The sequence below is a fragment of the Corynebacterium guaraldiae genome (assembly GCF_053480195.1).
On sequence record NZ_JBRBAU010000009.1, the window covers coordinates 34055 to 59770 of the forward strand.

A 25716-nucleotide genomic window follows, 5' to 3' on the forward strand; every position below is an offset into this window, starting at 1 on the left:
CTCTCGACCCCCTGCGCTAACATCTCTGCCATGCGTGCGGAGATCATCAAGGCAATACGGACCTGCATGCCCATTGCCGTGGGGGTGGTGCCGCTGGGCCTCGCCTTCGGCGTGCTCATGGTCCAGACCGGTTTCGACTGGTGGTGGACCCCCATCTTTTCCATCGTTATTTACGCTGGTTCGATGGAATTCCTCGCCATTTCCATGGTGACCGGCGGCGTGACGCCCGCCGTTGCCGCGGTGACGGGTTTCATGGTGAACTTCCGCCACATCTTCTACGGGTTAACCTTTCCGCGCGATGAGATTCGGAATCGTTTCGGCCGCGCCTATTCCACGTACGCGCTGACCGACGAATCCTATGCCGTCCTTTCTGCCTTCCCCCGTGTTTCGCGCCCGAGTGGTGCATTTGTCTTCACCGTGCAGCTTTTCTGCCAGGTGCTGTGGGTTGTCTCGGGCATCATTGGTGCGCTGGCAGGCCAGGCTATTCCGCCCTCGGTGAAGGGTCTGGATTTCGCCCTCGTTGCCTTGTTCATTGTCCTAGCGATTGATTCCTTCCAGAACAACATGGATTACTCGCTTCCGCTGTCTGCTGCGGTCCTGGGTGTCCTCGCGGGCTGTCTGTTTCCAGGGCAGCTACTCATGGTGGCGCTGAGCGCCTACTTCCTGCTCCTGGTGGTGCGCTACCTCTCTCCTCGTGTCGACAGCGCGATGATTCTACGCAGGGAGTCCTAATGCCAGCTGGAGTAACCCTGGGCAGCATCCTCGCCGTGCTTATCCCCGTCGGGGTGGTGACGGTTGTTTTGCGCTGGCTTCCTTTCGCCTTTGTGAAGGCCCTAAAGGATAGCCAATTCATTAGCATGCTGGGCTTCACTATGCCCGTGGGCGTGATGACGGTCCTGGTGGTCTACACCTTGTTTAGTCAGACCCAAGACACGGGAAGCTTTGTGGCTCCCCTTGTAGGCGCCGCGGCTACTGCTCTGCTGCACCTGTGGCGCCGCAACTCCGGGTTGTCCATCTTCGGAGGCACCGCCGTGTACATGCTGTTGGTGAACGTGGTGCTTTAAAAGTCCCCGTACAGGGCGATGGCCTCTGTCCACAGGGAGTGGAACTGGAAGGCGTCGATAAGCTCGGCATTGATGTCGGGGAATGCGTCGTAGGTGTCGGGGTGTGGAACCACGCGCTGTGGGACCTCGGCATTGCCCACTGAGGTCTCCGGTGTTGCAGCGCCGACGATAGAGTCATTCGGGGCGAGGGCGATCATGCGCAGCATGGAGCAGGCCTCAGCGTTGATTTCCTCAAGCTCCGCGATGTGTGTGGCGGTTCCGACCTCCGGGATGGTCATGGTGGTGCGAACATAAAGCTTTTTCATGTGCTCTCACTCTACCCGGGCGTAGCGAGCCGCCATAGACGCGCAGATCATTAATTGGACCTGGTGGTAAATCATGAGGGGAAGGATGAGCAACCCCAACGAGGTGCCGCCGGAGGCAAAAATCACCGAGGCCATGGGTAATCCGGTGGCCAGGGATTTCTTTGACCCGCAGAACTGAATAGCAATGGTGTCTTCTCTGTTGAACCCCAGCTTCTGGCTGACCGCCTTGGTGAGCCAGAGCATGAAGAAGACGAATGCTGTTGAGAAGACAATCTGGAATAGGATTTGCCACACGCTAATCGACGCCCAGATCCCGTCCACCATTCCCTTAGAAAAGGCCGCATAGACGACCATCGCGATGGAGCCTCGGTCCACCACTTTCGTGGCTTTGCTTGCTGCGAGTTTGCCCACCCATTTTCTGGTGAGCTGGCCGAGCACGAAAGGTAGGAGCAAAAGAACAGAAATCTCAAAGAAAACAGAGCTATCGATGTGAATCCCATCGCCGGCCCCTATGAGTGCCATGACTAGCAATGGTGTAAGCAAAACTCCAGCGAGGTTTGACGCAGACGCGGAGACGATTGCCCCGGGAACGTTTCCGCGGGCGATTGAGGTAAAGGCTACCGACGATTGCACTGTGGACGGTACAAGCGTGAGGTAGAGAATTCCCAAGTAAAGATCGTTTGGGATGAACGCGGTGAGCGGCCTGAGTGCGAGGCCGATGACTGGGTAGACCACAAAGGTGAACGCCAGAATGGTCAGGTGGAGCTTCCAGTGTTTGATCCCGTTGATGGCTTCGCGCGTTGAGAGTCGGGCGCCGTAGAGAAAGAAGAGAAGAGCGATCGCTATATTCGTGAGGACATCGAAGCTGTCCGCAAAGCTTCCCCGCGCGGGAAAAACAATAGCGATTGCGACGGCGCACAGGATGAGGACGATGAGGGGGTCGAGTCTTTTTAGGCGCTCAATCATAGAAGAGAGTCTAGACGCCCCTCACGGTTTCACGTGAAACACCGCTTTTTCTTAGCGTGGCTCCTCGAGGGTCTTAGGCGGAGACGTTCTTGACTGTTCCCCCGTTGTTTTCCACTCCGTACTCAGTGAGCGGTTTAGGGCTGGGGCCGCCGGTGACTTCGCCGCTGCTGAGGTCAAAGCTTGAGTAGTGGCTCGTGCATGTGGCGGTCAAGCCTTCAATCTTCGTGATGAGGGATCCCTGGTGCGGGCAGGTCTGCGAATATGCCTTGAACTCTCCCTCGGTGGGTTGAGCGAAGATCACCTTGTCCACAATGATGGCGGAGCCAACGGGGATTTCCGTCGCTGCGACTTCCGCGGAAGGTTCCCTACCGCAGGCGGCGAGGTAGGCCCCAGCAAAGGTGGTCGCAGTACCGAGCAGGAAAAGGCGGCGTGAACACGTAGTCATGTGGATTACTCTATCTGATTCATTGGCTGTGTAGGGAGAGGACAATGTCCTGTTAGCTAAGTTTGCCGTCCCACACGGGAAGCTCCTCTTCCCTGCTGCCGCTGAAATCGTAGGCACCGTATGATGTGCCGACATCGCTATAGATCGTCCCAGCTTCGTTGTGTGCTCCGCGACGTTCTCCGGCGAGTGCATATGTGGCCCCCGCGCCGAGGATGCTGAGGCTGAGCGCTGTTGCAGCGACGAGCCGTAGCGCTTTAGTTTTGGTGCTCTTGGTCATGAACACGATCGTGCGCCGCCCGACTCCTGTTGTCACGTCACACTGCCGTGTTCCCACGTAATTGATGTTTAGCTCTCAGCGCTCGCACAGGACAAAGAAAGGTGGCCACACCAATGATCGGGTCTACCCGGTGTTGTGCTGGCCACCTAAAATATAGTTTGTGATGAAATCATTTGGGGACTTCTGTCTGCCCAGATTACGTCACTGTGCTGATAAATGTCGCCCTAGTCTCGGTCCGCCTTGTCTGCGTGTTGTGCTGCGGCACGGATCGCGGAGACGTCGACAGCCGGCGCCTCTCCCCCGCAGCCGCCGTCGCCACAGTTGCAGGAATCGCCGCAACCATCGTCGTCTTTATGGGCTTGGTCCCACAGGTAGGCCGCGCGGGCACCCATGTTGGAGCCGATGGAGAGCGCGAGGACAGCTACGACGGCTGTGAGTGCGGGGATTAGCCACATCCAACCTTCGGCGCGAAGCGCGATAACGCCACCGAAAACGAGAGCGATGCCTCCCAGGAACCAGAACGGGCCCGCAATAGCGTGGGCGTTGTCCCATGCCTCCCGGGTTTTGCGGATCTCCGCGAGACGCAATCCAACAACACTGTTGCCGGGGAGTTTACGGAGTGTGGCAAGGCCGCCGACGATGATGAGGACCGCGGCAAGGATGAGGAAGATGATTCCGACTACGAGCATGCGTCTAAGTCTATCCCGCCTCCTAGCTAGCGAGAAAGCTGGTTCAATTTATTCGTTTCGTGCTGTAATATACATTTCGTGTCGCTTGGTAGATAAATAAGCGTTTATCGCCGGGCGAGAAACTCGTAGTGGTATCAACCATAGAAAAGACTCAATCATGACATTCAAGAGTGTTCTCAACTCTCTGCTGTTCAAGATTATCGTAGCGATAGTCTTGGGCATCATAGTTAGCCAATTCGCGCCGGAATGGTTCGGCAGGGCCTTCGCAACATACAACGGACTGTTCTCGAACTTCCTTGGCTTCTTCATCCCCATTCTCATTCTTGCTCTCGTGGCACCGGCAATCGCGGGCCTCGGTCGCGGTGCCGGCAAGTGGCTGGGTATTACTGCCGGAATTGCGTATGGTTCCACTATCGTGGCAGGCCTCGTTGCCTACGGTTTGACCCAGGTCCTGTACCCCACGTTGCTGGGTGGGCAGACGCTCAACACTGATGTGGCTGACATCGATGCCGGAGCGCTCGATCCCTACTTCACCGTTGAGATGCCGGCTCCATTCGAAGTTATGACGGCGCTGCTGTTGTCCTTCTGCGTTGGCGTGGCGATGACCACTGTGAAATCCGACAACCTTTACGCGATTACTAAAGAATTTGAGAACGTCGTCATCAAGGTGATCTGGGGCTTCGTGATTCCCCTCCTGCCGTTCTATATCTTTGGCATGTTCCTCTCCTTGGGTATGAATGGCAATATCGGGACGGTCCTCGTTGCCTTCGCCAAGGTTCTTTTGCTTGCGGTCCTCATGACGCTGGTTTACCTCGTGCTTCAATACATCATCGCCGGCGCAATTGCGGGTAAGAATCCATTCCGCGCATTGAAGAACATGGCACCGGCCTACTTCACCGCGTTGGGTACTTCCTCTTCGGCGGCGACGATTCCGGTGACATTGGACGCCACGTTGAAGAACGGTATTACCAAGCCCGTTGCTGGCTTTGTCATCCCCCTCTGTGCGACCATTCACCTGTCAGGTTCGATGATCAAGCTGACGTTGTACGCCTTCGCGATTGTGTATATGGCTGATGGTATGGAAGCAGATTTGGGTAAGGCCTTGGGCTTCATCCTGCTTCTTGGAATCATGATGATCGCGGCCCCCGGTGTTCCGGGCGGTGCCGTGATGGTTGCCGTTGGTCTGTTGCAATCCAATATGGGCTTTGATGATTCGATGGTGGCACTGATGATTGCCGCTTACATCGCTATCGATTCCGTGGGTACGGCCGCGAACGTTACTGGCGACGGCGCCATCGCCATGATTGTCGACCGTTTCGCTCGCAATAAGATTGTTGGGTTGGAGGCCGAGGCCGACGCCTCTGCTGCCGACGAGGAGCTGAGCAAAGCTTAGGTTTCAAGCTTAGGTTTCACGTGAAACCCTGAGAGCTTCCCCCTCCCCTAGCTTGCGTTCCATTTCTGGTCTATACGTCTAGACCAATCAATTGGAAGGTTGGCTGCGGGAGGGGGATTTTTGTATGCCTTGTTGCCGACGTCGCGGGCCGCTCGGTTGCGCTAGGGGTTACCGAAAACTTCGACGAAAGCCGAAATAGCTCTTGTGGAACGAGCTTAGAACATGTATTCTAAAGGTGGGAGTGGGGGAAGCAATTATCCGGCTAATTTAGGGATGCAGCTCCCCATGGGAATCACAATAAATTCTTCAACCTCGCTACCTACTGCGTATTTTTCTCACTCAAACCCGCATGATCCAGAATGTATGGCGGGTCAACTCATGCGAAGAATAGAGTATGAGTTTTGGTCACGTGTCCAGCCACCGCTCAACGCAGATTCAGACACTGCATTTATGACCCTGGGCCAAAAGACGGGAAAGTCTCCGGCACATGTGGCGCGGAATGTCATGGGGCTTATTCGTCTCAGTGAATTGCCGAAGGTGAAGGCGATGCAAGACTCTGAATACCTACTCGATATGCAAGCCTTGGTTGCTATTGATCAAGTACTGGCAAAGCTGGGCAACCCTATTCCTTCAGTTATCTCAGAGATCGATAGTCAATTGGCGGCGTGGCTAACACCGACTAAACCCAACCAGGTCTTTCCCAGCGCAGAAAAGATTCGGCGCAAGGTGCGCGACATCGCTAAGGTCTTGGATGATTCGATCGCGTTCCGGGATAAGCGGAAGAAGAACCGGTATTCACTCCTCACCCGGGGAGAACGTGCCTCGATCGAGTTAGAGGTCGATAGTAACGTCGGCGTCGTAATCCACGAGACAATCAAGCTGGCCGCAAAAGAACATGACGTCTCAATGGCGGATGCCTTAGTTCTCCTCATTACGGGCAAGATTCAGCCGGAGGCTGGAAAAGTTGTTGTGCATGAATTCAAAGCCACTGACGTGGAGGGAGCGCCGGTCTATGTTCAGGGACACGGCTGGACCGGTGAAGGAGTGCCGGCGTCGAGAACTGTGACGAGAGACTTTAGTGCAGCACCAGAACCGTGCGAAGGCTACCAGCCCTCAGATGTCACGCGAAAGTATGTCGAGGGGCGCGACGGGACCTGCCGGGCGCCTGGCTGTAATCGACCGGCGTGGACATGTCAATTGGACCACAGGATTAACTACGCCGACGGTGGCCCTACGCACCCATCTAACCTGGTTGCCCTTTGTCAGCACCACCACAACATGAAAACTGACGGACGGGCTTTCTATATCCTGGACCCAGTTACTGGTGATGTTGTCTGGTTGTTCGAGGACGGCACCTGGGCGGTGACTGAAGCAACCGGTCCTCTGGCCCCGGCATCTAAGGTGTGGGCACGAACCGTCGCGGAAGATGTCATTGCTCACCGGCGGAAGATGCACGAAGAGGCCAAAGCCTTGAAGGTTGAGCTTGATGGCGGAGAGTTGGTCGAAGTCTTCGACAGGACGGACCCGGCGGATCGCTACTCGAACGCATCCGATGATATCCCCTTCTGAGGGACAAGAGACTATCGCTGTTGGGGATTAGGGAATTAAGGAGGCTTTGGAAGGCACAGAAGGCGGCATTATTAGTGACTGCTGGCTACAACGACGGTAGCCGATGGGCTTGTGCATATGGAACACGCGCTGTTTCACGTGAAACGACCCCTTCCATCGTGACGCGTGGTGGCGCACGACGTGATGGAAGAGGCCGAGGTGGCTCAGGATAGTTCGGGGAAGCGCTTAGCCAACGGCACGCTTGGTAGCAGCCTTCATCTTGGATACGAAGTCGGTGACTGCAGAGGCGAGTCCTTCGGTGGGCTTGTTGTTCTCGTCGAGGTGAGCGTCGACAATCTTCGTTAAAGCAGATCCGGTGATGGCCCCAGCTGCGCCAGCGGAGATGGCATCGGCGACATGCTGAGGGGTTGAGATTCCGAAGCCAAGGAGAATCGGTGCCCCGCCAAAGCGTTTCACGTTGTTCACTACATCAACGAGCCCGCGGGTTTCCGATTCCTTCTCGGTGCCGGTCACGCCGTCGCGCGAGATTGCGTAAATGTAGCCCCTCGAGTATTGAGCCACGCCCTGGAGGGTCTGCTCCGAGGCTTGTGCCGGGGCGATGAAGATCGGGTCAATGCCGGCCTTGTCGGCGGCGGCGACGAAAGGTGCGCCTTCGCGGACGGGGACATCGGGAAGCAAGATGCTATCAGCACCCGCTTCTTGAAACTCGGAGTAGAAGGTCTCCAACCCACGAGTGAAGGGAACATTGCCATAGATGAGCATGCCAATCGGAAGGTCTGGGAATTCGGCTCGAATCTGGCGGATTTGGGCGATGGCGGAATCAACCGTTGCCCCTCCTTCAAGCGCGCGGATGTGTGAGGCCTGAATGGTGGGACCATCGGCAACAGGGTCCGAAAAGGGGACGCCGAGCTCGAGTGCGTCGGCCCCGCCGGCGACGGCCGCGCGAACGATGTCGAGGGCAGTGTCCGGGTCGGGGTCGCTCAACATGATGAAGGGAACGAAGGCCCCTTCATTGCGGGAGGCAAGGTTGGAGAAGAGTTTCTCGTATCGGCTCATTACTTGTCCTCCGTGATCTTGAATTCGGGGTGCGCGTCGAGGGTGCGGCGGACGTGGTCGATGTCTTTGTCGCCGCGCCCGGAAAGGGAAACGATAATGGTGATGTCCTCATCTTTGCGCTTAAGCGCATAGGCCAGGGCGTGTGAGGATTCAAGGGCGGGAATGATGCCCTCGCGGCGGCTAAGGATTTGGAACGCTTCAAGTGCCTCCGCGTCGGTGATGCCGACATAGGTGGCGCGGCCCGTCTGCGCCAGGTGAGCATGCTGTGGACCGACGCCGGGGTAATCGAGGCCAGCGGAGATGGAATAGGACTCCTCAACTTGACCGTCGGCATTGCGCATGAGGTAGGAGCGGGCGCCGTGGAGAATTCCGATGGTGCCATTGTTGATCGTGGCACCGTGGTGTCCGGAATCGAGGCCCTCTCCCCCAGGCTCGGCGCCGACGAGCTCGACCGACTCCTCGTCGATGAAATCCGCGAACATGCCGATGGCATTGGAGCCGCCGCCGACGCAGGCGACGACCACGTCGGGAAGCCCGCCCGTGCGCTGAAGCATTTGGGCCTTGGCTTCCTCGGAAATCACCCTGTGGAACTCGCGGACAATCGTGGGGAAAGGATGGGGGCCGGCAGCGGTGCCGAGCAGGTAGTGGGATTCGTGGAACGTTGCGGTCCAATCGCGCAGCGCCTCATTAACGGCATCTTTGAGGGTGCCAGATCCGGAGTCCACGGGAATGACCTTCGCGCCCATGAGCTCCATGCGGTAGACATTGGGCTGTTGCCTCTCGACGTCTTTAGCGCCCATGTAGATGACGCACTCAAGATCGAGCAGCGCGCAGGCAAGCGCAGTCGCGGTCCCGTGCTGGCCCGCGCCGGTCTCAGCGATAATGCGGGTCTTTCCCATGCGCTTGGCCAAGAGCGCTTGGCCAATCACCTGGTTGGTCTTGTGGGCGCCGCCGTGGACGAGGTCCTCCCTCTTGAGGAAAATACGTGCCTTTCCACCGAGCTTGGTTGCTTCGGTGAGAGGGGTGGGACGTCCAAGGTAGTCACGAAGATAGCTGGACAGTTCTTTGCGGAAGGCGGGATCGTTTTGCGCATCGACGAAGGCCTTCTCGAGTTGGTCGAGTGCGGGAATGAGAGACTCGGGAACAAATTGTCCGCCGAACTCGCCGAAATACGCGGGAAGGAGGGTTTCCCTGGCGTCCTGTGGGTTAGTCATGGTGTTCCTTTGGGTAGGGTTTGGGCTATGGGCTAATACGTAAAGTGACGAATGGTGTTGAAGGCCGTAGCGATGAGCGCGGTGTCCTTCCTGCCGTTAATTTCGACGCCGGAGTTGATGTCCAGTCCGGCTGTGCCGACGCGAAGCGCATCGCGAAGGTTCTCGGGTTTAAGGCCACCCGCGAGAAGTGCCTTATCTTTGACGTTGTCGGGAATTGTTGACCAATCGAAGGAGCTACCCGTGCCGCCGGCGCCAGCATCGAGGATGAGCATGTCGGAGGCGTCGGCAAGCGCAGAGGCGAGCACCGGGCCGTGTGGCGCCGTCATATCGATGGCGCGCCATATCTGCCGGTCCCCCGCTACAGCGCGGACGGACTCAATGAGTTGGAGCTCGGCCTCCGTGCTCCCCTGGTAAGGGGCATGGATCTGTAGGGCGGCAATGCCGTCGAAAGCGAGCTCTTCCCAGCCAGTGGTGCGGCGAGAGACCGCGACGTAGCTGAGATCGGGTTCGTGGGCGATGATGTCGAGCGCGGTTTCACGTGAAACACTGCGCGGCGATGCCTCTTCGAAGATGAGTCCTCCGTAGACTGCGCCGGCGGCGCGGGCGGCCTGAGCTGCAGACCACGCCGTAAGTCCGCAGACCTTATTGTGACCATAAACAAGCTCGCGTGCCGCACGATCGATATCAGGCGTACCCGTGAGTTGGGAGCCAACAAGGAATGCGTTGGCATGAGACCCAAGGCGGCGCACAGTCTGGTTGCTGCGGATACCGGATTCCGAAACCACAACTTTCCCGGACGGCACAGAGTGCGAGAGACGCTCGGACCGGGTGAGATCGATGCTGAGGTCGTGGAGGTTGCGGTTGTTAATGCCAATGACGTCCACGCCAAAGGCGGTGGCGCGGTCGACCTCGTCCTCAGTGATCGCCTCAGTGAGAACGTCGAGCCCAAGGGAATCTGCTAGATGTTTGAGCTCTGCATAAGTCTCATCATCGACGATGGACATCATGAGCAAAATGGCGTCGGCGCCAAAGTAACGCGCGGCATACACCTGGATCGGATCGATAATGAAGTCCTTGCACAAGATCGGCAGGTGCGTGGACAGCGCCACGGTCTGCAAATGGTCGTAGTCACCGCCGAAACGGTCCGGTTCGCAGAGGACAGAGATGGCCGAGGCATAGCGCGAATACACGCGGGCGATGGCTCCCGGTTCATAATGCTCACGGATGAGGCCGAGCGACGGGGACGCGGACTTGCATTCCATGATGAAACGGTTGGTCCCGTTGAGCGCGTCGTAGAAGGAACGCTCAGAGCGCGGGAGAGTCGTGAGGTCCACGTGGGCGAGGCGTTCACGGATGGCTGGTAGATGCGTGCGGCGCTTGGCGACGATCCCCTCAAGCACGGTCGGCAGAGCCATAGTTCGCCTCCTCGTGCTTCTTCAGCCATGCGGCCACGGTGCCGTCCTGGATGAGTTGGTTGGCGTGCGCGACGCCGTCTTGGATGGTGTCAGTTGTGCCGTTGAGATAGAACATGGCGCCGGCGGTGGCGACGATCGCGTCGTGATGGGCCGGCTTGCCCGCACCGGCGAAGACCGCCCGGAGGGCCTTCGCGTTTTCTTCCCCGTTGCCGCCGGCAAGGTCGGACAAGTCATGGCGGGAAATGCCGAGGTCTTCGGGGGTGAGCTCGTAGTGGCTAATGGTGCCGTCGCGAAGCTCCCAGACCTGGGTGGTACCGTGAACGGCAATCTCATCGGTGCCAGCACCGTGGACCACGAGCGCGCGGGTGCGGCCGAGCTCCTTGAAGACCTCAGCGATGAGCTGGCCTTGCTCGGGGTTGGCTATGCCCATGATTTGGAACTCCGGGCGGCCGGGGCTCAGGAGCGGGCCCATGGTGTTGAAGAGAGTGGAGACGCCGAGGCCCTTGCGCACCGGTTGCACGTGGGCGACGGCCGGGTTGTAGGCCGGCGCAAAGAGGAAGGTGAAATTGGATGCCTCGAGCTGGCGGACTGCGCGGTCTGGGTCGAGATCAAGCGGGATGCCGAGGGCTTCCAGGACGTCGGCTGAGCCAGACTTGGAGGAGACAGAGCGGTTGCCGTGCTTGACCATCTTGACTCCGCCCGCGGAGGCGACGAGGGAAGCGCCGGTCGTGACGTTGATGGTGTTAGCGCCATCGCCGCCGGTTCCCGCGGTGTCCATGAGCCCCTTGCCGGTGACAGGGAATGGCCGGCCGGCCTTGATGAAAGCGCGTGCCGCGCCGGCGACATCAGCGAAGGTCTCTCCGCGGGTGCGGATGTGGGTCAGGAGAGCGGCGATATGGATATCGTCATACTCCCCTACCGTCAGTGGGGTGAAGACCTCGATGGCTTGCTCCAGGGTCGGCTCTTGGATGTCGAGGAAGGCTTGCAATGTCGTCAATGCCTTATTATCAGTCATTACTTGGATCCTTCAATGGTGGGGTGAACAGAAAGTTGATTAATACACCGCTCGATCATGATCGGTCCCGTCGGCGTGAGGAGTGATTCTGGGTGGAACTGGAGGCCGAGAGCCATGCCGTCGAGTGTTTCCGCCGCCATGGTGACGGGGCCAATGGCGGTCTCGGTCTCGGCGAGGCTGCGAATCTGGGCGGGAACGTTCGCGCAGCCTAAGGAGTGGTAACGCGCAACGGGGATGAGGCGGCCAACATAGTTCGGGTTATCGGGCTCGGAGTCGGTGGTGAGACCCTGAAAGAGAGGGTGGCTGGCGCCGGCGTCGGTCAGCGTTATGGGTACGGATGAGCCGTGGACTGGGCCGCAGGGCTCGACGGTGCCGCCGAAGTGATCAAGGAGCGCCTGGAAGCCCAAGCAGATACCGAGGATGGGGATGCGGCCGAGGGTGGCGTCGATAAGCTGCATCATCGATCCGGCGTCGCGGGGATGACCCGGGCCGGGCGAGAGGAGGATGATATCGGGCTGGGCGGCGAGGACCTCCTCCACGGGCACGATGTTGCGGAAGACGGTGGTGTTATAGCCGGCGAGGGCGTCGACGAGGTTGTAGACGAAGGAATCGTGGTTATCGATGAGGACGACGTGCGGATTCATCGGATGACCTCCAGAGATGCGTTGTGTGCCTGGGCGATGGCGCTGAGCACCGCGTAGGCTTTATGCACCGTTTCATCGGCCTCGGATTGGGGGACGGAATCGCGCACGACGCCCGCGCCGGCCTGGACGACGGCCGTGCCATCCTTGACGTAGGCGGAACGGATGACGATGCAGTTATCCATCGAGCCATCACCGCGCAGGTAGCCGATTGCTCCGCCGAAGGAGCCGCGGCGAGTACCTTCGGTTTCGCGGATGAGCTCCATGGCGCGCAGCTTCGGAGCGCCGGTGAGCGTGCCCATATTCATGCAGGCTCGGTAGGCGTCGAGGGCGTCGAAATCCTCGTGCAGCGTGGCGACGACCCTGGAAACCAGGTGCATGACGCGAGAGTAGCGGTCCACCTGGAGCAGGTCGGCGACCTTTCGGGTGCCGGGGACGGCGACGCGGGCGAGGTCGTTGCGGGCCAGGTCCACGAGCATGATGTGCTCCGAGACCTCTTTGGAGTCGGTGCGCATCTCCAGTTCATTGCGGATATCCAGCTCGTGGGTCGCACCGCGCGGGCGGGTGCCGGCCACGGGATAGAGCTGCACCTGCCGGTCGGAGGCCGTGTACTTCAGATTCGACTCAGGGGACGCACCGAAGAGCTCGTGTTCCTCCCCGCGCAGGTAGAACATGTACGGCGAGGGGTTGGTCTTCCGCAGCGTGCGGTAGGCGGCGAAGGCATCGGGGCAGTCGAGGCTGAAGGCGCGGGAAGGGACCACCTGATAAATATCGCCTGCATGCACGTTGCCTTGGAGGCGCTCGACGTGGCGGCGGAAGGCAGCGTCATCGATGCTGGCGCGTGCGCTGATGGTTTCGCACGGTGCGGGGGCTTCTGGGGTGATGGGCTCGGTGGCAGCGGTACGGTCGAGCTCCGCTTCGAGCGCGCGCTTGTCGACGCCCCACCCCTCAATCTTTGCTCTCTTGGTGAGGTGGTCCACCGTGAGGACATGCTCGGCGACGAGAAACTCATAATCCGGATACGCGTTTGGGCCGTCCGGTACCGGTGGCAGTTCCTCGAACGTCGCGACGTAGTCGAAGGCGAATCCGCCTCCAAGGAATGGGAGTGACTCGCCGGAGTAGAGCTGGCTAAACTGCAGCGTGCGCAGAATATCAGCGGTGGAGGTGGCGCGGAGGCGGGCGCGCTCATCGTGCTCGGTGGGGAGATCGAAGCGGAAGGTGACGCTGCCTTCTGAGCTGTGGATGATCCGTGATTGGAAGTCCGCGCGGAGTTCGTCGATAAGAAGGCCGCCCGACGTTGTCAACGCGGTGGCGGTGACCTCTTGGCCCCGGCACACCACCTTGAGTGCAGCCTTTGTGATGGCGATGCACGTGAGGTTTTTCTTGGACTCGATGTCCGCGGACTCTAAGAGCAGGGAGTTCTGTGGGGTGGCGAGGGCATAAAAGAGTGCGCTGGCGTCGGGTGTGTACCTGACCTCGCGTGTGGCTGTGTACGGCATATTCTGTCTTTCTTCAACGGTTTTGTGTGCTGCCGCGAGCTTCGCAAGAGAGCAAAACGCCGAAAAGCCCGCAGCTGCGGGCCTTAAATATGGGAGAACAACGAGGCCCGCGGGTTACGCGCGCCACCACCAAAGGTTAACTGTGTTCTTCATATCACTGACTCTAACACCGATACCTTCCGCCGTACAGATAATGCACCGGCGGGTACCCCCGTGGTAAGCGGATGGACGAGCTGAAGGGACCGATGCGTGAGTGTTTCACGTGAAACCTAGGTGCTGTACTTGGCGGTCCCGACCCCCTGTGTCCATGAGGGTGGTTTCGGCAAGGCGGCAAAAAGGGCCCGGCACGATGCCGGGCCCTAAGGAGTGCAGCGAGAGTTGAACGTGAATGAGGGGCTACTTGAGCTTGATGAGCGCGGAGGAGAAGTAGTCCTCGACCGCTGATGGAACATCGAGTGGGAGGACGGCACCGACGTACTGGTCCGGGCGAACGATGACGACGGCTCCGTAACGGGAAATGCCGCGGCCTTCAAAGATGTCCTTGTCCCCGGGGAGTGCGTTGAAGACGTTCTCCCAATTCGGAACATTGAACTTGCCGTTGCGGGGGCGGAAGAGAAGAGGGGCGTCGAGAATCTCGTAGTCGTGGTGGTTCGTCTGCTGGTAGATGGCCTTCACATCGAAGTAGGTATTCTCGTCAGCCCCTTCGGGGGTGAACTTGGCCAGGATGGGCCCGACCTTCTCGGCCCACTGGCTCAGCGTGGAGTCCTCGCCGGCCTTGGGGGCATCGGCGAAGGCGTAGATGCGGTAGCGGCCATCTGCGGTGTGCTGGTGGCCCAGGTGCTGAGGGTAGGCGTCGCAGCGGCGCAGGACCTCAAAGGACTTGAAGCGCTTGCCCACCGGGAAGCCGGAAGCCAGATCTTGGTGCTGGGTAGTGCCGACGATCAGGTTTTCCTCGTACTGCGTCATCATGCCGGCGGCGAACTCCTCCGCGGCAACGTAGTACTTCTCCACTGCCTCCGGATCATCGAGCTCCTCTGTCGGGGTGGCCATGAGGGTCGACCACTCGCGGTCGAAGTTGATGAGGTTCTGGGCGGCCGGCTGGCGCTCACCGTGGTACGTGCTGAGAAGCTCCTTCGGCGCGCGGCCGTCGAGGACGTGGCCGAGCTTCCATCCAATGTTGAAGCCATCCTGCATGGAGACGTTCATGCCCTGTCCCGCCTTTGCCGAGTGGGTATGGCAGGCGTCGCCGGTGAGGAAGACGCGTGGGTCGTCGTCGTTATCGTCGAAGGCGTCGACAAGGCGGTGGCCCACCTCGTAGACGGAATGCCACGCCACCATCTTGACGTCGACGAAATAGGGGGCGTAAATCTCGTTCGCCTTCTCGATGATCTTCTCAATCGGCGTGTTGCGGACCTTGTGGTTGTCATCCTCTGGCACCACGCCGAGATCGACGTACACGCGGCAGAGGTAGCCGCCCTCGCGCGGGATGTGGAGGATAGAACCGGCCTGGGAGTGGATGGCGCACTTGGTGCGCCAGTCCGGGAAATCGGTGTCAACGACAACGTCCATGACACCCCACGCGTGGTTAGCCTGGTCGCCCTTGAGCGAGCGGCCGATGGACTTGCGGACGCGTGACTTAGCGCCATCGCAACCGACGACGTACTTAGCGCAAACGTCGCGCGGGTTGCCGTCGACATCCTCGAGGTGCACCGTCACCGGGTATTCGCCCTCCCCTACCTCTAGGGAGACAAAATTCCAGCCATAGTCCGGGGTGATGCGGCCGGGCGCGCGGTGTGCATAGCGGGCGAAGTAATCCAACACACGGGCCTGGTTGACAATGAGGTGTGGGAATTCGGAGATTCCTTGTTCATCATCAACAGGGCAGGCACCGCGGACAATCTTGGAGCGATCATTCGGATCCGGGTTCCAGAAGGCCATCTCCGTAATTTCATAGGCCTCTTCCGTGATTTCCTTAGCAAAGCCAAAGGCCTGGAAGGTCTCTACAGAGCGGGACTGGATGCCATCAGCTTGTCCGAGCTCAAGGCGATGCGGGCGACGCTCAATGATGCGCGTATTGACGTTGGGAAACATCGCGAGCTGTGCCGCAGCGATCATGCCTGCGGGCCCGGAGCCCACAATGAGAACGTCCATTTCATCTGGAAGTTCAGAAGCGCGATCGACGCCGTACCCGGCGGGCTCGTGCACGCGGGGGTCTTCCGAAACGTAGCCATTGTGGTGGAACTGCACTGTGGACTCCTTAGTCAGCGGTTGTAATGAACGAGAACGAAGGGGTGGTGGGGGTAGCGGCCACTCCCCTACTGCCATGTGATCTTTGCTCTTGTGGGTGGTGACTCAGTTCAAGGCGTCTCTGAGATGTGAGCTGGGTCTTAGAAGGGAATCATATATGATATGCCCGCCTCGCACAATGGCCCTTGTGAAATCGTGAGGGCTCATGTGGAGGGGCGTCGTCTAGCGCGGGCTGAAAATGAAGTGTCCTCGGGATTGCTCGGCCTCGTGTTCCGCGCCGAGCGCGATTCCCTTGCGCTCACGCAGGATGAAGGTGCAGATGAAGCCGACGATCGAAGCAGATACGAGGTAGCCCGACACCGCAAAAGTGGTACCTGTTGCCTCGACGAGCGAAGCGGCAATCATGGGGGCGAAGGCGCCGCCCAGGACCGAGCCGAGGGCATAGGTGATGGACACACCCGTGGCGCGAATCGAGGCGGGGAATAGTTCTGCGTACATCGCGGATTGCGCGCCGTAGGTCAGGCCCAGACCCACGGTGAGGAAGAGGAGTGCGCCGTAGAGGAGGCCTAGGCTTCCGGTATTGACCAGCGGGAAGAGGGCGGCAGCGCCGATGCCCTGCAAGATGAATCCCAGGAGGTAGGTATTTCGGCGGCCGATGTAATCCGAGACAAAACCGGCGAACAAGGTGGTCAAGGCCCAAGAGAAGGCAGACACGGTCACGGCGTTGAGGACATCACCGCGGTCGAGTGCGACGGGGCCCTCGGGGTCGGTGGCGTAGCGCTGGATGTAGCCGCCCGTAGTCATGTACCCGACGGTGCCGTTACCTGCGAAGACGAGCGCGGCGACCAGGACGAGCGGGGTGAACTTCTTAAACAGCGTGCCAATGGGGTTGGTGGCTTCTTCCTCTTCGCGTTCCGCAATCTCCGCGAACACCGGGGATTCGTCGACGCCCATGCGGATGAGGTAGCCCACCAAGACGAGGACGAAGGAGAGGAGGAAGGGAACGCGCCAGCCCCAGTCCATGAAGGCGTCGCCAGGCGCGATGGTGTTCATGATGGACAGCACGCCGGAGGAGAGCAGCAGGCCGGCGGGCACGCCGATCTGGGGGCCTGCGCCGTAGAGGCCGCGCTTGTCAGTCGGGGCGTGTTCCACTGCCATGAGCACCGCGGAGCCCCATTCGCCACCAGCAGAGATGCCCTGGATGATGCGCAGGGTGATGAGGAGAATCGGCGCCCAGATGCCGGCGGTTTCATAGGTTGGCAGAACGCCGATCAGGGTGGTTGCGCCGCCCATGGCGATGAGCGTGACCATGAGGACCACGCGGCGTCCGAAGCGGTCGGCGAAGTGCCCTGCTAGGAACGCGCCAACTGGGCGGAATAGGAAGGACAAGCCAACGGTCAGGAAGGAGATGATGGTGGCCAGCCCACCTTCGAGCGGGCCGAACATGAGGTGGTTGAACACGAGTCCGGCCACCGCTGCATAGAGGAAGTAGTCGTACCACTCGATAGCGGTACCGATGGTCGTCGCGGCGACGACACGGCGGCGTTCGGCCGTCGAAATTGTCGGCGTGACAGTTGTGTGCGACATAGTGAGATTCCTTTCGGCATGGGGTGTGCCATATACGGAAAAGCGTGTGAGGTGCACCACTTGCGGTGGTGCTAGGGATAATATACGATTTGGGCAAGGATTTGTTCACAATTAAGGATTCTTCATGGCTGTACCTGAGTTCTTGCCGGTAAAACCGGGCAAAATGATCGCTGTCCATGTGGCCTTTGAGTCCCGCGCGGCACAGCGCGGCCGCTGGCCCAAGACCCCGAGTTACTTCCTCAAGGCGACGAGCACGCTGGCTGAGTCGGGCGGGATTGTCGAACGCCCCGAAGGAACCGAACTGTTGGCCTTCGAAGGTGAAATCGCACTCATCATCGGCACTCCGGCCCGCAACGTATCGCTGGAGGATGCGTGGAAGCACGTTGCGTACGTGACGGCTTCGAATGACATCGGTCTGTATGACTACAAGGTGCAGGATAAGGGCTCCAACACCCGCTCCAAGTCCCGCGATGGATACACCCCCATTGGGCCGGAGCTAATCGACGCCCAGGGGATCGACCCCAAGGGTCTTCGCCTACGCACATGGGTCAACGGAGAAGTTGTCCAAGAGGGTACGTCCTCCGACGAAGACCTCATCTTCCCTCTCGCCCAGTTTGTGGCCGACCTTTCCCAGCACATGACACTGGAGACCGGTGACATCATCCTCACCGGCACCCCGGCTGGATCTTCCGTAATCGAGCCTGGTGACGTCGTTGAGGTCGAAGTTGATGTGCCAGGAGGCGTGAGCTCCGGCAGGTTGAAGACTACCGTGAAGGAGGTCCCCGCCTCTTTCGATCCGCAGCTGGGCAACCTGCCCTACGTGGATGATAAGCAGCGCGAGGACGCCTACGGTGACCGCGAATCCGCCGGCCTTCCTCCTAAGGATGCGGTCGGCCTCGATCCCGAGCTCAAGGCGGCCTTGGAGAAGGCCCCGACCGCCGGCTTGTCCGCTCAGCTGCGCAAGCGCGGCATCAACCAGTCCGTGATCGAAGGCGTGTACCCGCAGGCTAAGGGAACCAAGATGGTGGGCGTTGCCCGCACCCTGCGCTTCGTGGCCGGCCGCGAGGACCTGTTCAAGTCCCACGGCGGTGGCCTCAACGAGCAGAAGAAAGTCTTCGACACCGTCAAGGAAGGCGAGGTCATCGTTATTGAGGCCCGCCAGGAATCCGGCTCAGGAACACTGGGTGACATTCTGGCGCTGCGCGCCAAGGTACGTGGTGCAGCCGGCGTCGTGACCGATGGCGGCGTGCGCGACTACGAGGCTGTGAAGGAGATCGGCCTGCCTGTCTTCACCCAGGGCGCTCACCCCTGCGTGCTCGGCCGCAAGCATGTCCCATGGGATAGCGATATCGCCGTTTCTTGTGGCAACGCCACCGTCCTGCCGGGTGACATCATCGTCGGCGATGATGACGGCGTCGTGGTGATCCCCCGCGACATCGCCGTTGAGGTCGCCGAGGCTGCCCTGGCCAAGGAGCACGAGGACGAATGGGTTGCCTCCCAGGTGGAGACGGGCGCCAGCTTGGATGGCCTCTTCCCGCCGACCGGAGCGAACAAGGAAGCCTACATCGCGTTCCGTGATGGAAAGGCGGGTGGTCAATGACGGAACCCGCAGCACCAGCTGGGGAGAGCAAGTCCCAACAGGCCTATAACTGGATAAGTGAAAAGATTCGTACTCGCGAGTATGAACCTGGCTACCGCCTCGTGCTGGCAGCAATCGCGGATGATTTGGGCATCAGCGTGGTCCCTGTTCGCGAAGCCATTCGCCAGCTTGAGGCGGAAGGAATGGTCACATACGAGCGCAACGTCGGTGCCAGCGTTACCACGTATAACCGCGAGGCCTATTACGAATCCATGGACATCGTTGCCACCGTGGAGGCCAACGCCACGGCGCAATCCGCCCCGCATCTTGGCCCAGAGGATATTGCCCGAGCGCGGGAGATTAACCAGCGCATGCGGGAGCTTGATGTCCACCACGATCCAGAGGTATTTACCCAGCTCAACAAAGAATTCCATAGCGTTCTCTTCTCCAAGTGCCCGAACGAGAGGCTGAAGAACTTGGTGGTGGACCAATGGAAGCAATTGGAATACCACCGGGTCTCCACCTTTCGGTACGTGCCCGAGAGAGCCCAAGAGTCAACGCGCGAACACGAGCAATTGCTCAGCCTCATCGAGGCTGGCGCGGAACCCACCTACATAGAAAAGGTGGCCAGGCAACACAGACTGACCACCCTCAGCACCTATCGCAAGAAAAACGATTAAGGAGTGTAAACCACCCATGGCTACGAACAACGATGCAGCTAAGCCCACCGATCTCCCCGAGAAGATTCTTCACTACATCAACGGCGAGTTCGTCCCGTCGGTAGACGGTGATGAATTCGAGGTCTTGGATCCGGTCACGAACAAGCCCTACATCAAGGCTGCTTCCGGCAAGCCGGAAGACATTGAGAAGGCGGTGGCCGCCGCTAAGGATGCCTTCGAGAACGGCCCGTGGTCCAAGGCCCTGCCGCGCGAGCGCGCCCGCGTCTTGAACAAGATTGCGGACATCGTCGAAACCCGCGCAGACAAGCTTGCCGCGTGGGAGTCCTTCGACTCCGGCTTGCCCATCACCCAGGCCAACGGCCAGGCCAAGCGCGCAGCGGAAAACTTCCGCTTCTTCGCTGACCTGATCGTGGCGCAGGCAGACGACGCCTACAAGGTCCCGGGCCGCCAGATCAACTACGTCAACCGCAAGCCGATTGGTGTCGCGGGCCTGATCACCCCGTGGAACACCCCGTTCATGCTGGAGTCTTGGAAGCTGGCACCGGCTATCGCCACCGGTAACTCCGTCGTCCTCAAGCCGGCCGAGTTCACTCCGCTTTCCGCACAGCTGTGGGCAGGAATCTTTGAGGAGGCCGGTCTGCCGAAGGGCGTCTTTAACCTGGTCAACGGCTTCGGTGAGGAAGGCTATGCAGGTGACCCGCTGGTCAAACACCCGGACGTCCCGCTGATTTCCTTCACCGGCGAGTCCCGCACCGGCCAGATCATCTTCGGTAACGCAGCCCCTCACCTCAAGGGTCTGTCGATGGAGCTGGGCGGCAAGTCCCCCGCCATCGTCTTCAGCGATGCCGACCTGGAGACCGCGATTGATGCCTGCATCTTCGGTGTCTTCTCCCTCAACGGTGAGCGTTGCACCGCCGGCTCCCGCATCCTGGTTCAGCGCGATATCTACGACGAGTTCGTGGAGCGCTACACCGCACAGGCCAAGCGCGTGAAGGTGGGCCTGCCTTCCGACCCCACCACCGAGGTCGGCGCTCTGGTCCACCCGGAGCACTACGAGAAGGTCACCTCCTACATCGAGATCGGCAAGCAGGAGGCCACGCTGGCCGCCGGCGGCGAGCGCCCGGAGGGCTTCGAGGAAGGCAACTTTGTTCAGCCGACCGTCTTCGTTGACGTCAAGCCGGACGCCCGCATCTTCCAGGAAGAGATCTTCGGCCCCGTCGTGGCCATCACCCCGTTTGATACCGACGAAGAGGCACTTGAGCTGGCCAACAACACGAAGTACGGCCTTGCCGCCTATGTGTGGACCTCGGATCTGAAGCGCGCCCACAACTTCGCTCAGAATGTTGAGGCCGGCATGGTGTGGCTCAACTCCAACAATGTCCGTGACCTGCGCACCCCGTTCGGCGGCGTCAAGGCTTCCGGCCTGGGCCACGAGGGCGGCTACCGCTCGATCGACTTCTACACCGACCAGCAGGCCGTTCACATCAACCTGGACAAGGTACACAACCCGGTCTTTGGCAAGCAGGACTAAGCCTTCCACTCTCTACTCCCCCACCACTAGCTAACTAAGGAGCCATCATGGCTGACATTCAGGCCCCCGACATTCTGCGTTGTGCCTACATGGAGATCATCGTTACCGATCTCGCTGCATCCCGAAAGTTCTACGTTGACACCCTCGGTCTTGTCGTCACCGAGGAGAACGAGAACGAAATCTACCTCCGCACTTACGAGGAGTTCATCCACCACAACCTCGTGCTGCGTCAGGGCCCTGTCGCTGCCGTCGCTGCGTTCTCCTTCCGCGTCCGTTCCCCGGAAGACCTGGACCTCGCGGAGGAATTCTACAAGGCGCGCGGCTGTGAGGTGCGCCGCAACAAGGATGGCTTTGTCAAGGGCATCGGTGATTCCGTCCGCGTCCAGGACCCGCTGGGCTTCCCGTACGAGTTCTTCTACGAGGTAGAGCACGTCGAGCGTCTTGCCTGGGCATACGACGCCCACATCCCTGGTGCGCTGGTACGCCTCGACCACTTCAACCAGATCACCCCGGACGTTCCTTCCGCTGTGAAGTACATGGAGGAGCTCGGCTTCCGCACCACCGAGGACATCCGCGATGAGGAGGGAACTGTTTACGCCGCATGGATGCGCCGTAAGCCGACGGTGCACGACACCGCCATGACCGGTGGCGATGGCCCGCGTATGCACCACATCGCGTTTGCTACCCACGAGAAGCACAACATCATCGCGATTTGTGACAAGTTGGGTGCGCTGCGCGAGTCCGACCGTATTGAGCGCGGCCCGGGCCGCCACGGTGTTTCCAATGCGTACTACCTGTACCTGCGCGACCCGGACGGCCACCGCGTAGAGATCTACACCCAGGACTACTACACCGGCGACCCGGATAACCCGGTCGTGACCTGGGATGTCCACGATAACCAGCGCCGCGACTGGTGGGGAACCCCGGTTGTTCCTTCTTGGTACCGTGATGGCTCCACCGTCCTCGACTTGGACGGCAACCCGGTGCCGCTGGTTGCCCGTGAGGATGAGTCCGAGCTGGAGGCCACCATTGGCGCGGATGGCTTCTCCTACACCCGCAAGGAAGATGCGGAGGAGATGCCGGAGTGGAAGCAAGGCGAGTACAAGCTGGGACACCAGCTCTAAAACGACCTAAGTACTCAGGTTGATGAACGTGGCCCCGTGGCGTCGAGAAGCAAGCGCACATATCGCGGGGCCGCGTTGTCGTTTCACGTGAAACCTTCAGGTTCAACAAACCTGTTAAACAGAACAAACACGTTCTACAACACCTTAAGGAGCGAAGTACATGCTGGATGAGAAACAGCACATCGCTATCGCAGATGAACTGGCGCAAGCCGAAAAGGACCGCACGATGGTCCCACTGCTGACTGCCCGTTTCCCGGAGATGAGCATCGAGGATTCCTATGCGGTGCAGCGCGAATGGGTACGCCGCGGTGAGGAAAGTGGGCGCCGCCTCGTGGGCCGCAAAATTGGCCTGACCTCAAAGGTCATGCAGGAGGCCACGGGAATTACCGAACCCGATTACGGTGCGATTTTTGAGGACCAAGTTTACGAGAACGGCTCCACCATCGAGCACGCACAGTTCTCTAACGTCCGCATCGAGGTCGAGCTGGCCTTCGTGCTCAAGGAAGAGCTGAAGGGGCCAAATTGCAGCATTTTCGACGTGCTGCGCGCGACGGAGTACGTCGTCCCGGCGCTGGAGATCCTCTCCTCCCGCATCGAGATGGAGGGCCGCACGATCGTCGACACGATTTCGGATAATGCGGCGCTCGGCGCCATGGTTTATGGCGGCAATCCGGTAGACCCTGCGGAAGTCGATCTGCGCTGGGTGTCCGCACTGCTCTACCGCAACGAGTCCATCGAAGATACGGGTGTGGCGGCGGCCGTGCTCAACCACCCGGCAATGGGCGTGGCATGGCTTGCCAACAAACTCCACGCCCACGGCGACAGCCTGGCCGCCGATGACATCATCCTCGCCGGTTCCTTCACCAAGCCCATGTGGGTCGAACCGGGCGATACCGTCCACGCTGACTATGGAAAGTTGGGGTCCATCACATGCCGATTCCAGTAAAGTTGCCGCCCACGTTCACGGACGTCCTTGAGAAGGCCGAGGAGCCACTCGTCGGCGCATGGATTTGTTCTGGCTCGGAGGCCGCGGCGGAGATCATCGCCTCAGCTGGCTTTAGCTGGACGCTGATCGACGGTGAGCATTCGCCTTATGGCCTGGAGACCATCCTCTCCTTGCTGCGCGCCACCGATGCTTATGGCCTGACACGCGTGGTTCGCGTGCCGGTGAACAACACGGCGTTGATTAAGCAGTACCTGGACCTGGGCGCACAAAACCTCATGGTGCCCATGATTGATACGGCCGAGGAAGCTGAGGCGGCAGTCGCGGCTATGCACTACCCGCCCCGCGGTGTACGCGGAGTCGGCTCGGCTCTGGCCCGCTCCTCGCGCTGGAACGGCGTGGAGAACTACCTCGCCAACGCTTCGGACACGGTGAGCCTCACGGTGCAGATCGAGTCGGCGACCGCAGTGGAGAACGTGGAAGACATCGTGGCCGTCGAAGGCGTGGACAACATCTTCGTCGGGCCTTCGGACCTAGCGGCCTCGATGGGGCTCCTGGGCCAGCAGACCCATCCGGATGTACTCGAGGCGGTCAATCACACATTTGAAGCAGTCCGCGCTTCCGGAAAGAAGGTAGGCGTCAACGCTTTCAACCTTGAGCAGGCCCAGAAATATTTAGAATCTGGAGCATCATTTGCCCTGGTTGGGGCTGATGTTCAGCTTCTTTCAGGAGCGGCACGCCAACTGGCAGACAAATTCCACTTGGGAGGGTAAAAAAGAACCATGAGTGAAAACAACAAGGTCAATATTGACGAGCTGCTGGCCAAGGTTCCGACCGGCCTGCTGATTAACGGTGAGTGGGTAGACGCCTCCGATGGCGCCACCTTCGATGTAGAAAACCCGGCAACCGGTGAGGTTATTGCCACCCTTGCGTCCGCTACTTCTGAGGACGCGAAGAAGGCTATGGATGCCGCTTGCGCCGTGCAGGATGAGTGGGCACGCACGTCGACGCGTGAGCGCTCCGACCTGCTGCGCCGCGCCTTTGACCTGGTGCAGGAGCGCAAGGATGAGTTCGCTGCGCTGATGACCCTTGAGATGGGCAAGCCGCTGGCGGAGTCCTATGGTGAGGTCACCTACGGCGCTGAGTACCTGCGCTGGTTTAGTGAGGAAGCCGTACGCAACTACGGCCGCACCTTGCCGGCGCCGGAAGGCACCCTGCGCATGATTACCCGCCGCAAGCCCGTGGGCCCGTGCCTGCTTATTACCCCGTGGAACTTCCCGCTGGCTATGGCTACTCGCAAGATTGCCCCGGCCATCGCCGCTGGTTGCACCATGGTGGTCAAGCCGGCCAAGCTGACGCCGCTGACCACCCAGTACTTCGCACAGACCATGATTGATGCCGGCGTTCCGGCAGGCGTGGTCAACGTGGTCTCCGGTAAGTCTGCGTCTGCCATCTCCGAGCCAATCATGGCGGATTCCCGCCTGCGCAAGATTTCCTTTACTGGCTCTACCCCGGTGGGCAAGACCCTGCTCAAGGCAGCCGCTGACAACGTCCTGCGCACCTCGATGGAGCTGGGCGGCAACGCTCCGTTCATCGTCTTTGAGGACGCCGACATCGACCAGGCCGTCGAGGGTGCAATGGGCGCCAAGATGCGTAACATCGGTGAGGCCTGCACCGCGGCTAACCGTTTCATCGTTCACGAGTCCGTCGCTGACGAGTTCGCGGAGAAGTTCGCCAAGCGCATCGGTGAGCTCAAGGTGGGCAACGGCCTCGATGAGGGCGTTACCTGCGGCCCGCTCGTGGAGAAGAAGGCACTGGATAACATCACCGCGCTTGTCGACGACGCCGTGGCCAAGGGCGCCAAGGTCCTCATCGGTGGCAAGCCGGGTGAGGGCAAGGGCTACTTCTACGCCCCGACCGTTCTCACGAACGTCTCCCGTGATGCCCGCGTGGCCCAGGAGGAGATCTTCGGACCGATCGCTCCGATCCTGACCTTCTCCGATGAGAAGGAAGCCATCGCGCTTGCGAATGACACGGAGTACGGCTTGGCCTCCTACGTGTTCACCGAGGATTCCAACCGTATGTGGCGCGTTGGCGACGGCCTCGAGTTCGGCCTCATGGGCTTCAACGCTGGCGTCATCTCCAACGCCGCCGCCCCGTTCGGTGGCGTGAAGCAGTCCGGCATGGGCCGCGAGGGCGGTGCCGAGGGCATCGAAGAGTACACGTCGCTGCAGTACATCGCTATGCGTGACCCGTACGCGAATGCATAGATAGTGCATTAAACTCGCTGCTAATAATGCTGGCATCTCCTCGGTGGGAGGTGCCAGTATTGTTGTTTTATGCATAATATTTACCGTCCCGTGATGTGACAGCACTTATAGTCAAATCGTGAGCACCCACAAACAACCATCTCTCTGTGTGGTACGACACAATAACTAGCTACACACCGATATTTGCCGGGGTTATCCGGTGGATTG

The 25716-nt window shown here is 59.9% G+C and carries 24 protein-coding genes; 11 read left to right on the plus strand and 13 right to left on the minus strand.

Annotated elements, in window-relative coordinates; genetic code table 11:
• Positions 1-30 precede the first annotated feature (30 nt).
• Both ACUY3D_RS08280 and ACUY3D_RS08285 read left to right on the plus strand, forming a co-directional pair.
• Positions 31-732 (plus strand): AzlC family ABC transporter permease, encoded by a 702-nt coding sequence (locus ACUY3D_RS08280; RefSeq protein ID WP_070565636.1) that lies wholly within the window; start codon positions 31-33, stop codon positions 730-732.
• Positions 732-1064 carry a branched-chain amino acid transport AzlD family protein gene (locus tag ACUY3D_RS08285; protein ID WP_448240832.1) on the plus strand — a complete coding sequence of 111 codons (333 nt, stop codon included), beginning with the start codon at positions 732-734 and terminating at the stop codon, positions 1062-1064. Before ACUY3D_RS08280 ends, ACUY3D_RS08285 begins: the two co-directional genes overlap by 1 nt.
• Here the strand turns inward: ACUY3D_RS08285 and ACUY3D_RS08290 are convergent.
• The 5 genes from ACUY3D_RS08290 to ACUY3D_RS08310 all read right to left on the minus strand — a co-directional run bounded on the left by ACUY3D_RS08290 (position 1061) and on the right by ACUY3D_RS08310 (position 3746).
• Complete coding sequence (locus ACUY3D_RS08290; protein WP_070521880.1) at positions 1061-1369, minus strand: hypothetical protein; 309 nt, start codon at positions 1367-1369, stop codon at positions 1061-1063. The two genes, ACUY3D_RS08285 and ACUY3D_RS08290, sit on opposite strands and share 4 nt — an antisense overlap.
• Positions 1370-1375: 6 nt before the next feature.
• Positions 1376-2335 (minus strand): bile acid:sodium symporter family protein, encoded by a 960-nt coding sequence (locus ACUY3D_RS08295; protein WP_448240834.1) that lies wholly within the window; start codon positions 2333-2335, stop codon positions 1376-1378.
• Positions 2336-2408: 73 nt separating this feature from the next.
• Entirely contained in the window at positions 2409-2780 is a 372-nt protein-coding gene (locus ACUY3D_RS08300; protein ID WP_448240835.1) for a Rieske (2Fe-2S) protein, read from the minus strand.
• A gap of 52 nt (positions 2781-2832) precedes the next feature.
• Positions 2833-3057, minus strand: coding sequence for a hypothetical protein (locus tag ACUY3D_RS08305; RefSeq protein ID WP_070563654.1), 225 nt, complete (start codon positions 3055-3057; stop codon positions 2833-2835).
• A 224-nt stretch (positions 3058-3281) separates the two neighbouring features.
• A complete protein-coding gene (locus ACUY3D_RS08310) occupies positions 3282-3746 on the minus strand; it encodes an SdpI family protein (protein ID WP_269948670.1) in 465 nt (154 codons plus the stop codon).
• Between the two features lie 157 nt (positions 3747-3903).
• Here ACUY3D_RS08310 and ACUY3D_RS08315 point away from each other — a divergent pair, with 157 nt between their 5' ends.
• Complete coding sequence (locus ACUY3D_RS08315) at positions 3904-5139, plus strand: dicarboxylate/amino acid:cation symporter (protein WP_269948669.1); 1236 nt, start codon at positions 3904-3906, stop codon at positions 5137-5139.
• 450 nt (positions 5140-5589) lie between these two features.
• Positions 5590-6708, plus strand: coding sequence for an HNH endonuclease signature motif containing protein (locus ACUY3D_RS08320; RefSeq protein ID WP_227486011.1), 1119 nt, complete (start codon positions 5590-5592; stop codon positions 6706-6708).
• A 225-nt stretch (positions 6709-6933) separates the two neighbouring features.
• Here the strand turns inward: ACUY3D_RS08320 and trpA are convergent, their stop codons facing one another.
• From trpA to ACUY3D_RS08360, 8 genes are all read right to left on the minus strand, one after another.
• A complete protein-coding gene (gene trpA, locus ACUY3D_RS08325; protein ID WP_269948668.1) occupies positions 6934-7764 on the minus strand; it encodes a tryptophan synthase subunit alpha in 831 nt (276 codons plus the stop codon).
• The gene (trpB, locus tag ACUY3D_RS08330; RefSeq protein ID WP_269948667.1) at positions 7764-8978 is read right to left on the minus strand and encodes a tryptophan synthase subunit beta; all 1215 of its coding nucleotides are present in this window, start codon (positions 8976-8978) and stop codon (positions 7764-7766) included. Before trpB ends, trpA begins: the two co-directional genes overlap by 1 nt.
• Positions 8979-9010: 32 nt before the next feature.
• Entirely contained in the window at positions 9011-10393 is a 1383-nt protein-coding gene (gene trpCF / locus ACUY3D_RS08335; RefSeq protein WP_269948666.1) for a bifunctional indole-3-glycerol-phosphate synthase TrpC/phosphoribosylanthranilate isomerase TrpF, read from the minus strand.
• On the minus strand, positions 10371-11408 hold the full coding sequence (gene trpD, locus ACUY3D_RS08340) for an anthranilate phosphoribosyltransferase (protein ID WP_070565652.1): 1038 nt from the start codon (positions 11406-11408) through the stop codon (positions 10371-10373). Before trpD ends, trpCF begins: the two co-directional genes overlap by 23 nt.
• The gene (locus ACUY3D_RS08345) at positions 11408-12052 is read right to left on the minus strand and encodes an anthranilate synthase component II (protein ID WP_070565654.1); all 645 of its coding nucleotides are present in this window, start codon (positions 12050-12052) and stop codon (positions 11408-11410) included. The genes trpD and ACUY3D_RS08345 overlap by 1 nt, the downstream gene beginning before the upstream one ends.
• Positions 12049-13548: an anthranilate synthase component 1 gene (locus ACUY3D_RS08350; protein WP_070565656.1), complete on the minus strand. Its 1500-nt coding sequence runs from the start codon at positions 13546-13548 to the stop codon at positions 12049-12051. Before ACUY3D_RS08350 ends, ACUY3D_RS08345 begins: the two co-directional genes overlap by 4 nt.
• 396 nt (positions 13549-13944) lie before the next feature.
• A complete protein-coding gene (locus ACUY3D_RS08355) occupies positions 13945-15795 on the minus strand; it encodes an FAD-binding monooxygenase (RefSeq protein ID WP_448240839.1) in 1851 nt (616 codons plus the stop codon).
• A 222-nt stretch (positions 15796-16017) separates the two neighbouring features.
• Positions 16018-17382, minus strand: a complete 1365-nt coding sequence (locus ACUY3D_RS08360; RefSeq protein ID WP_448240840.1) for an MFS transporter — start codon at positions 17380-17382, stop codon at positions 16018-16020.
• A 124-nt stretch (positions 17383-17506) separates the two neighbouring features.
• On the opposite strand from ACUY3D_RS08360, the gene ACUY3D_RS08365 reads away from it, so the two are divergent.
• The 7 genes from ACUY3D_RS08365 (at position 17507) to ACUY3D_RS08395 (ending at position 25509) form a co-directional block, all read left to right on the plus strand.
• Entirely contained in the window at positions 17507-18982 is a 1476-nt protein-coding gene (locus tag ACUY3D_RS08365) for a fumarylacetoacetate hydrolase family protein (RefSeq protein ID WP_448240842.1), read from the plus strand.
• Positions 18979-19641: a GntR family transcriptional regulator gene (locus tag ACUY3D_RS08370; RefSeq protein WP_448240843.1), complete on the plus strand. Its 663-nt coding sequence runs from the start codon at positions 18979-18981 to the stop codon at positions 19639-19641. Before ACUY3D_RS08365 ends, ACUY3D_RS08370 begins: the two co-directional genes overlap by 4 nt.
• 16 nt (positions 19642-19657) lie before the next feature.
• Positions 19658-21172: a 5-carboxymethyl-2-hydroxymuconate semialdehyde dehydrogenase gene (hpaE, locus tag ACUY3D_RS08375; protein WP_070533651.1), complete on the plus strand. Its 1515-nt coding sequence runs from the start codon at positions 19658-19660 to the stop codon at positions 21170-21172.
• 47 nt (positions 21173-21219) lie between these two features.
• Complete coding sequence (hpaD, locus tag ACUY3D_RS08380; RefSeq protein ID WP_070521828.1) at positions 21220-22296, plus strand: 3,4-dihydroxyphenylacetate 2,3-dioxygenase; 1077 nt, start codon at positions 21220-21222, stop codon at positions 22294-22296.
• Between the two features lie 160 nt (positions 22297-22456).
• Positions 22457-23242, plus strand: coding sequence for a 2-oxo-hept-4-ene-1,7-dioate hydratase (gene hpaH, locus ACUY3D_RS08385; RefSeq protein WP_070684548.1), 786 nt, complete (start codon positions 22457-22459; stop codon positions 23240-23242).
• Positions 23227-24012, plus strand: a complete 786-nt coding sequence (locus ACUY3D_RS08390; protein ID WP_143334977.1) for an HpcH/HpaI aldolase family protein — start codon at positions 23227-23229, stop codon at positions 24010-24012. Before hpaH ends, ACUY3D_RS08390 begins: the two co-directional genes overlap by 16 nt.
• 9 nt (positions 24013-24021) lie before the next feature.
• Complete coding sequence (locus ACUY3D_RS08395; RefSeq protein WP_143334978.1) at positions 24022-25509, plus strand: NAD-dependent succinate-semialdehyde dehydrogenase; 1488 nt, start codon at positions 24022-24024, stop codon at positions 25507-25509.
• Positions 25510-25716: the final 207 nt, after the last annotated feature.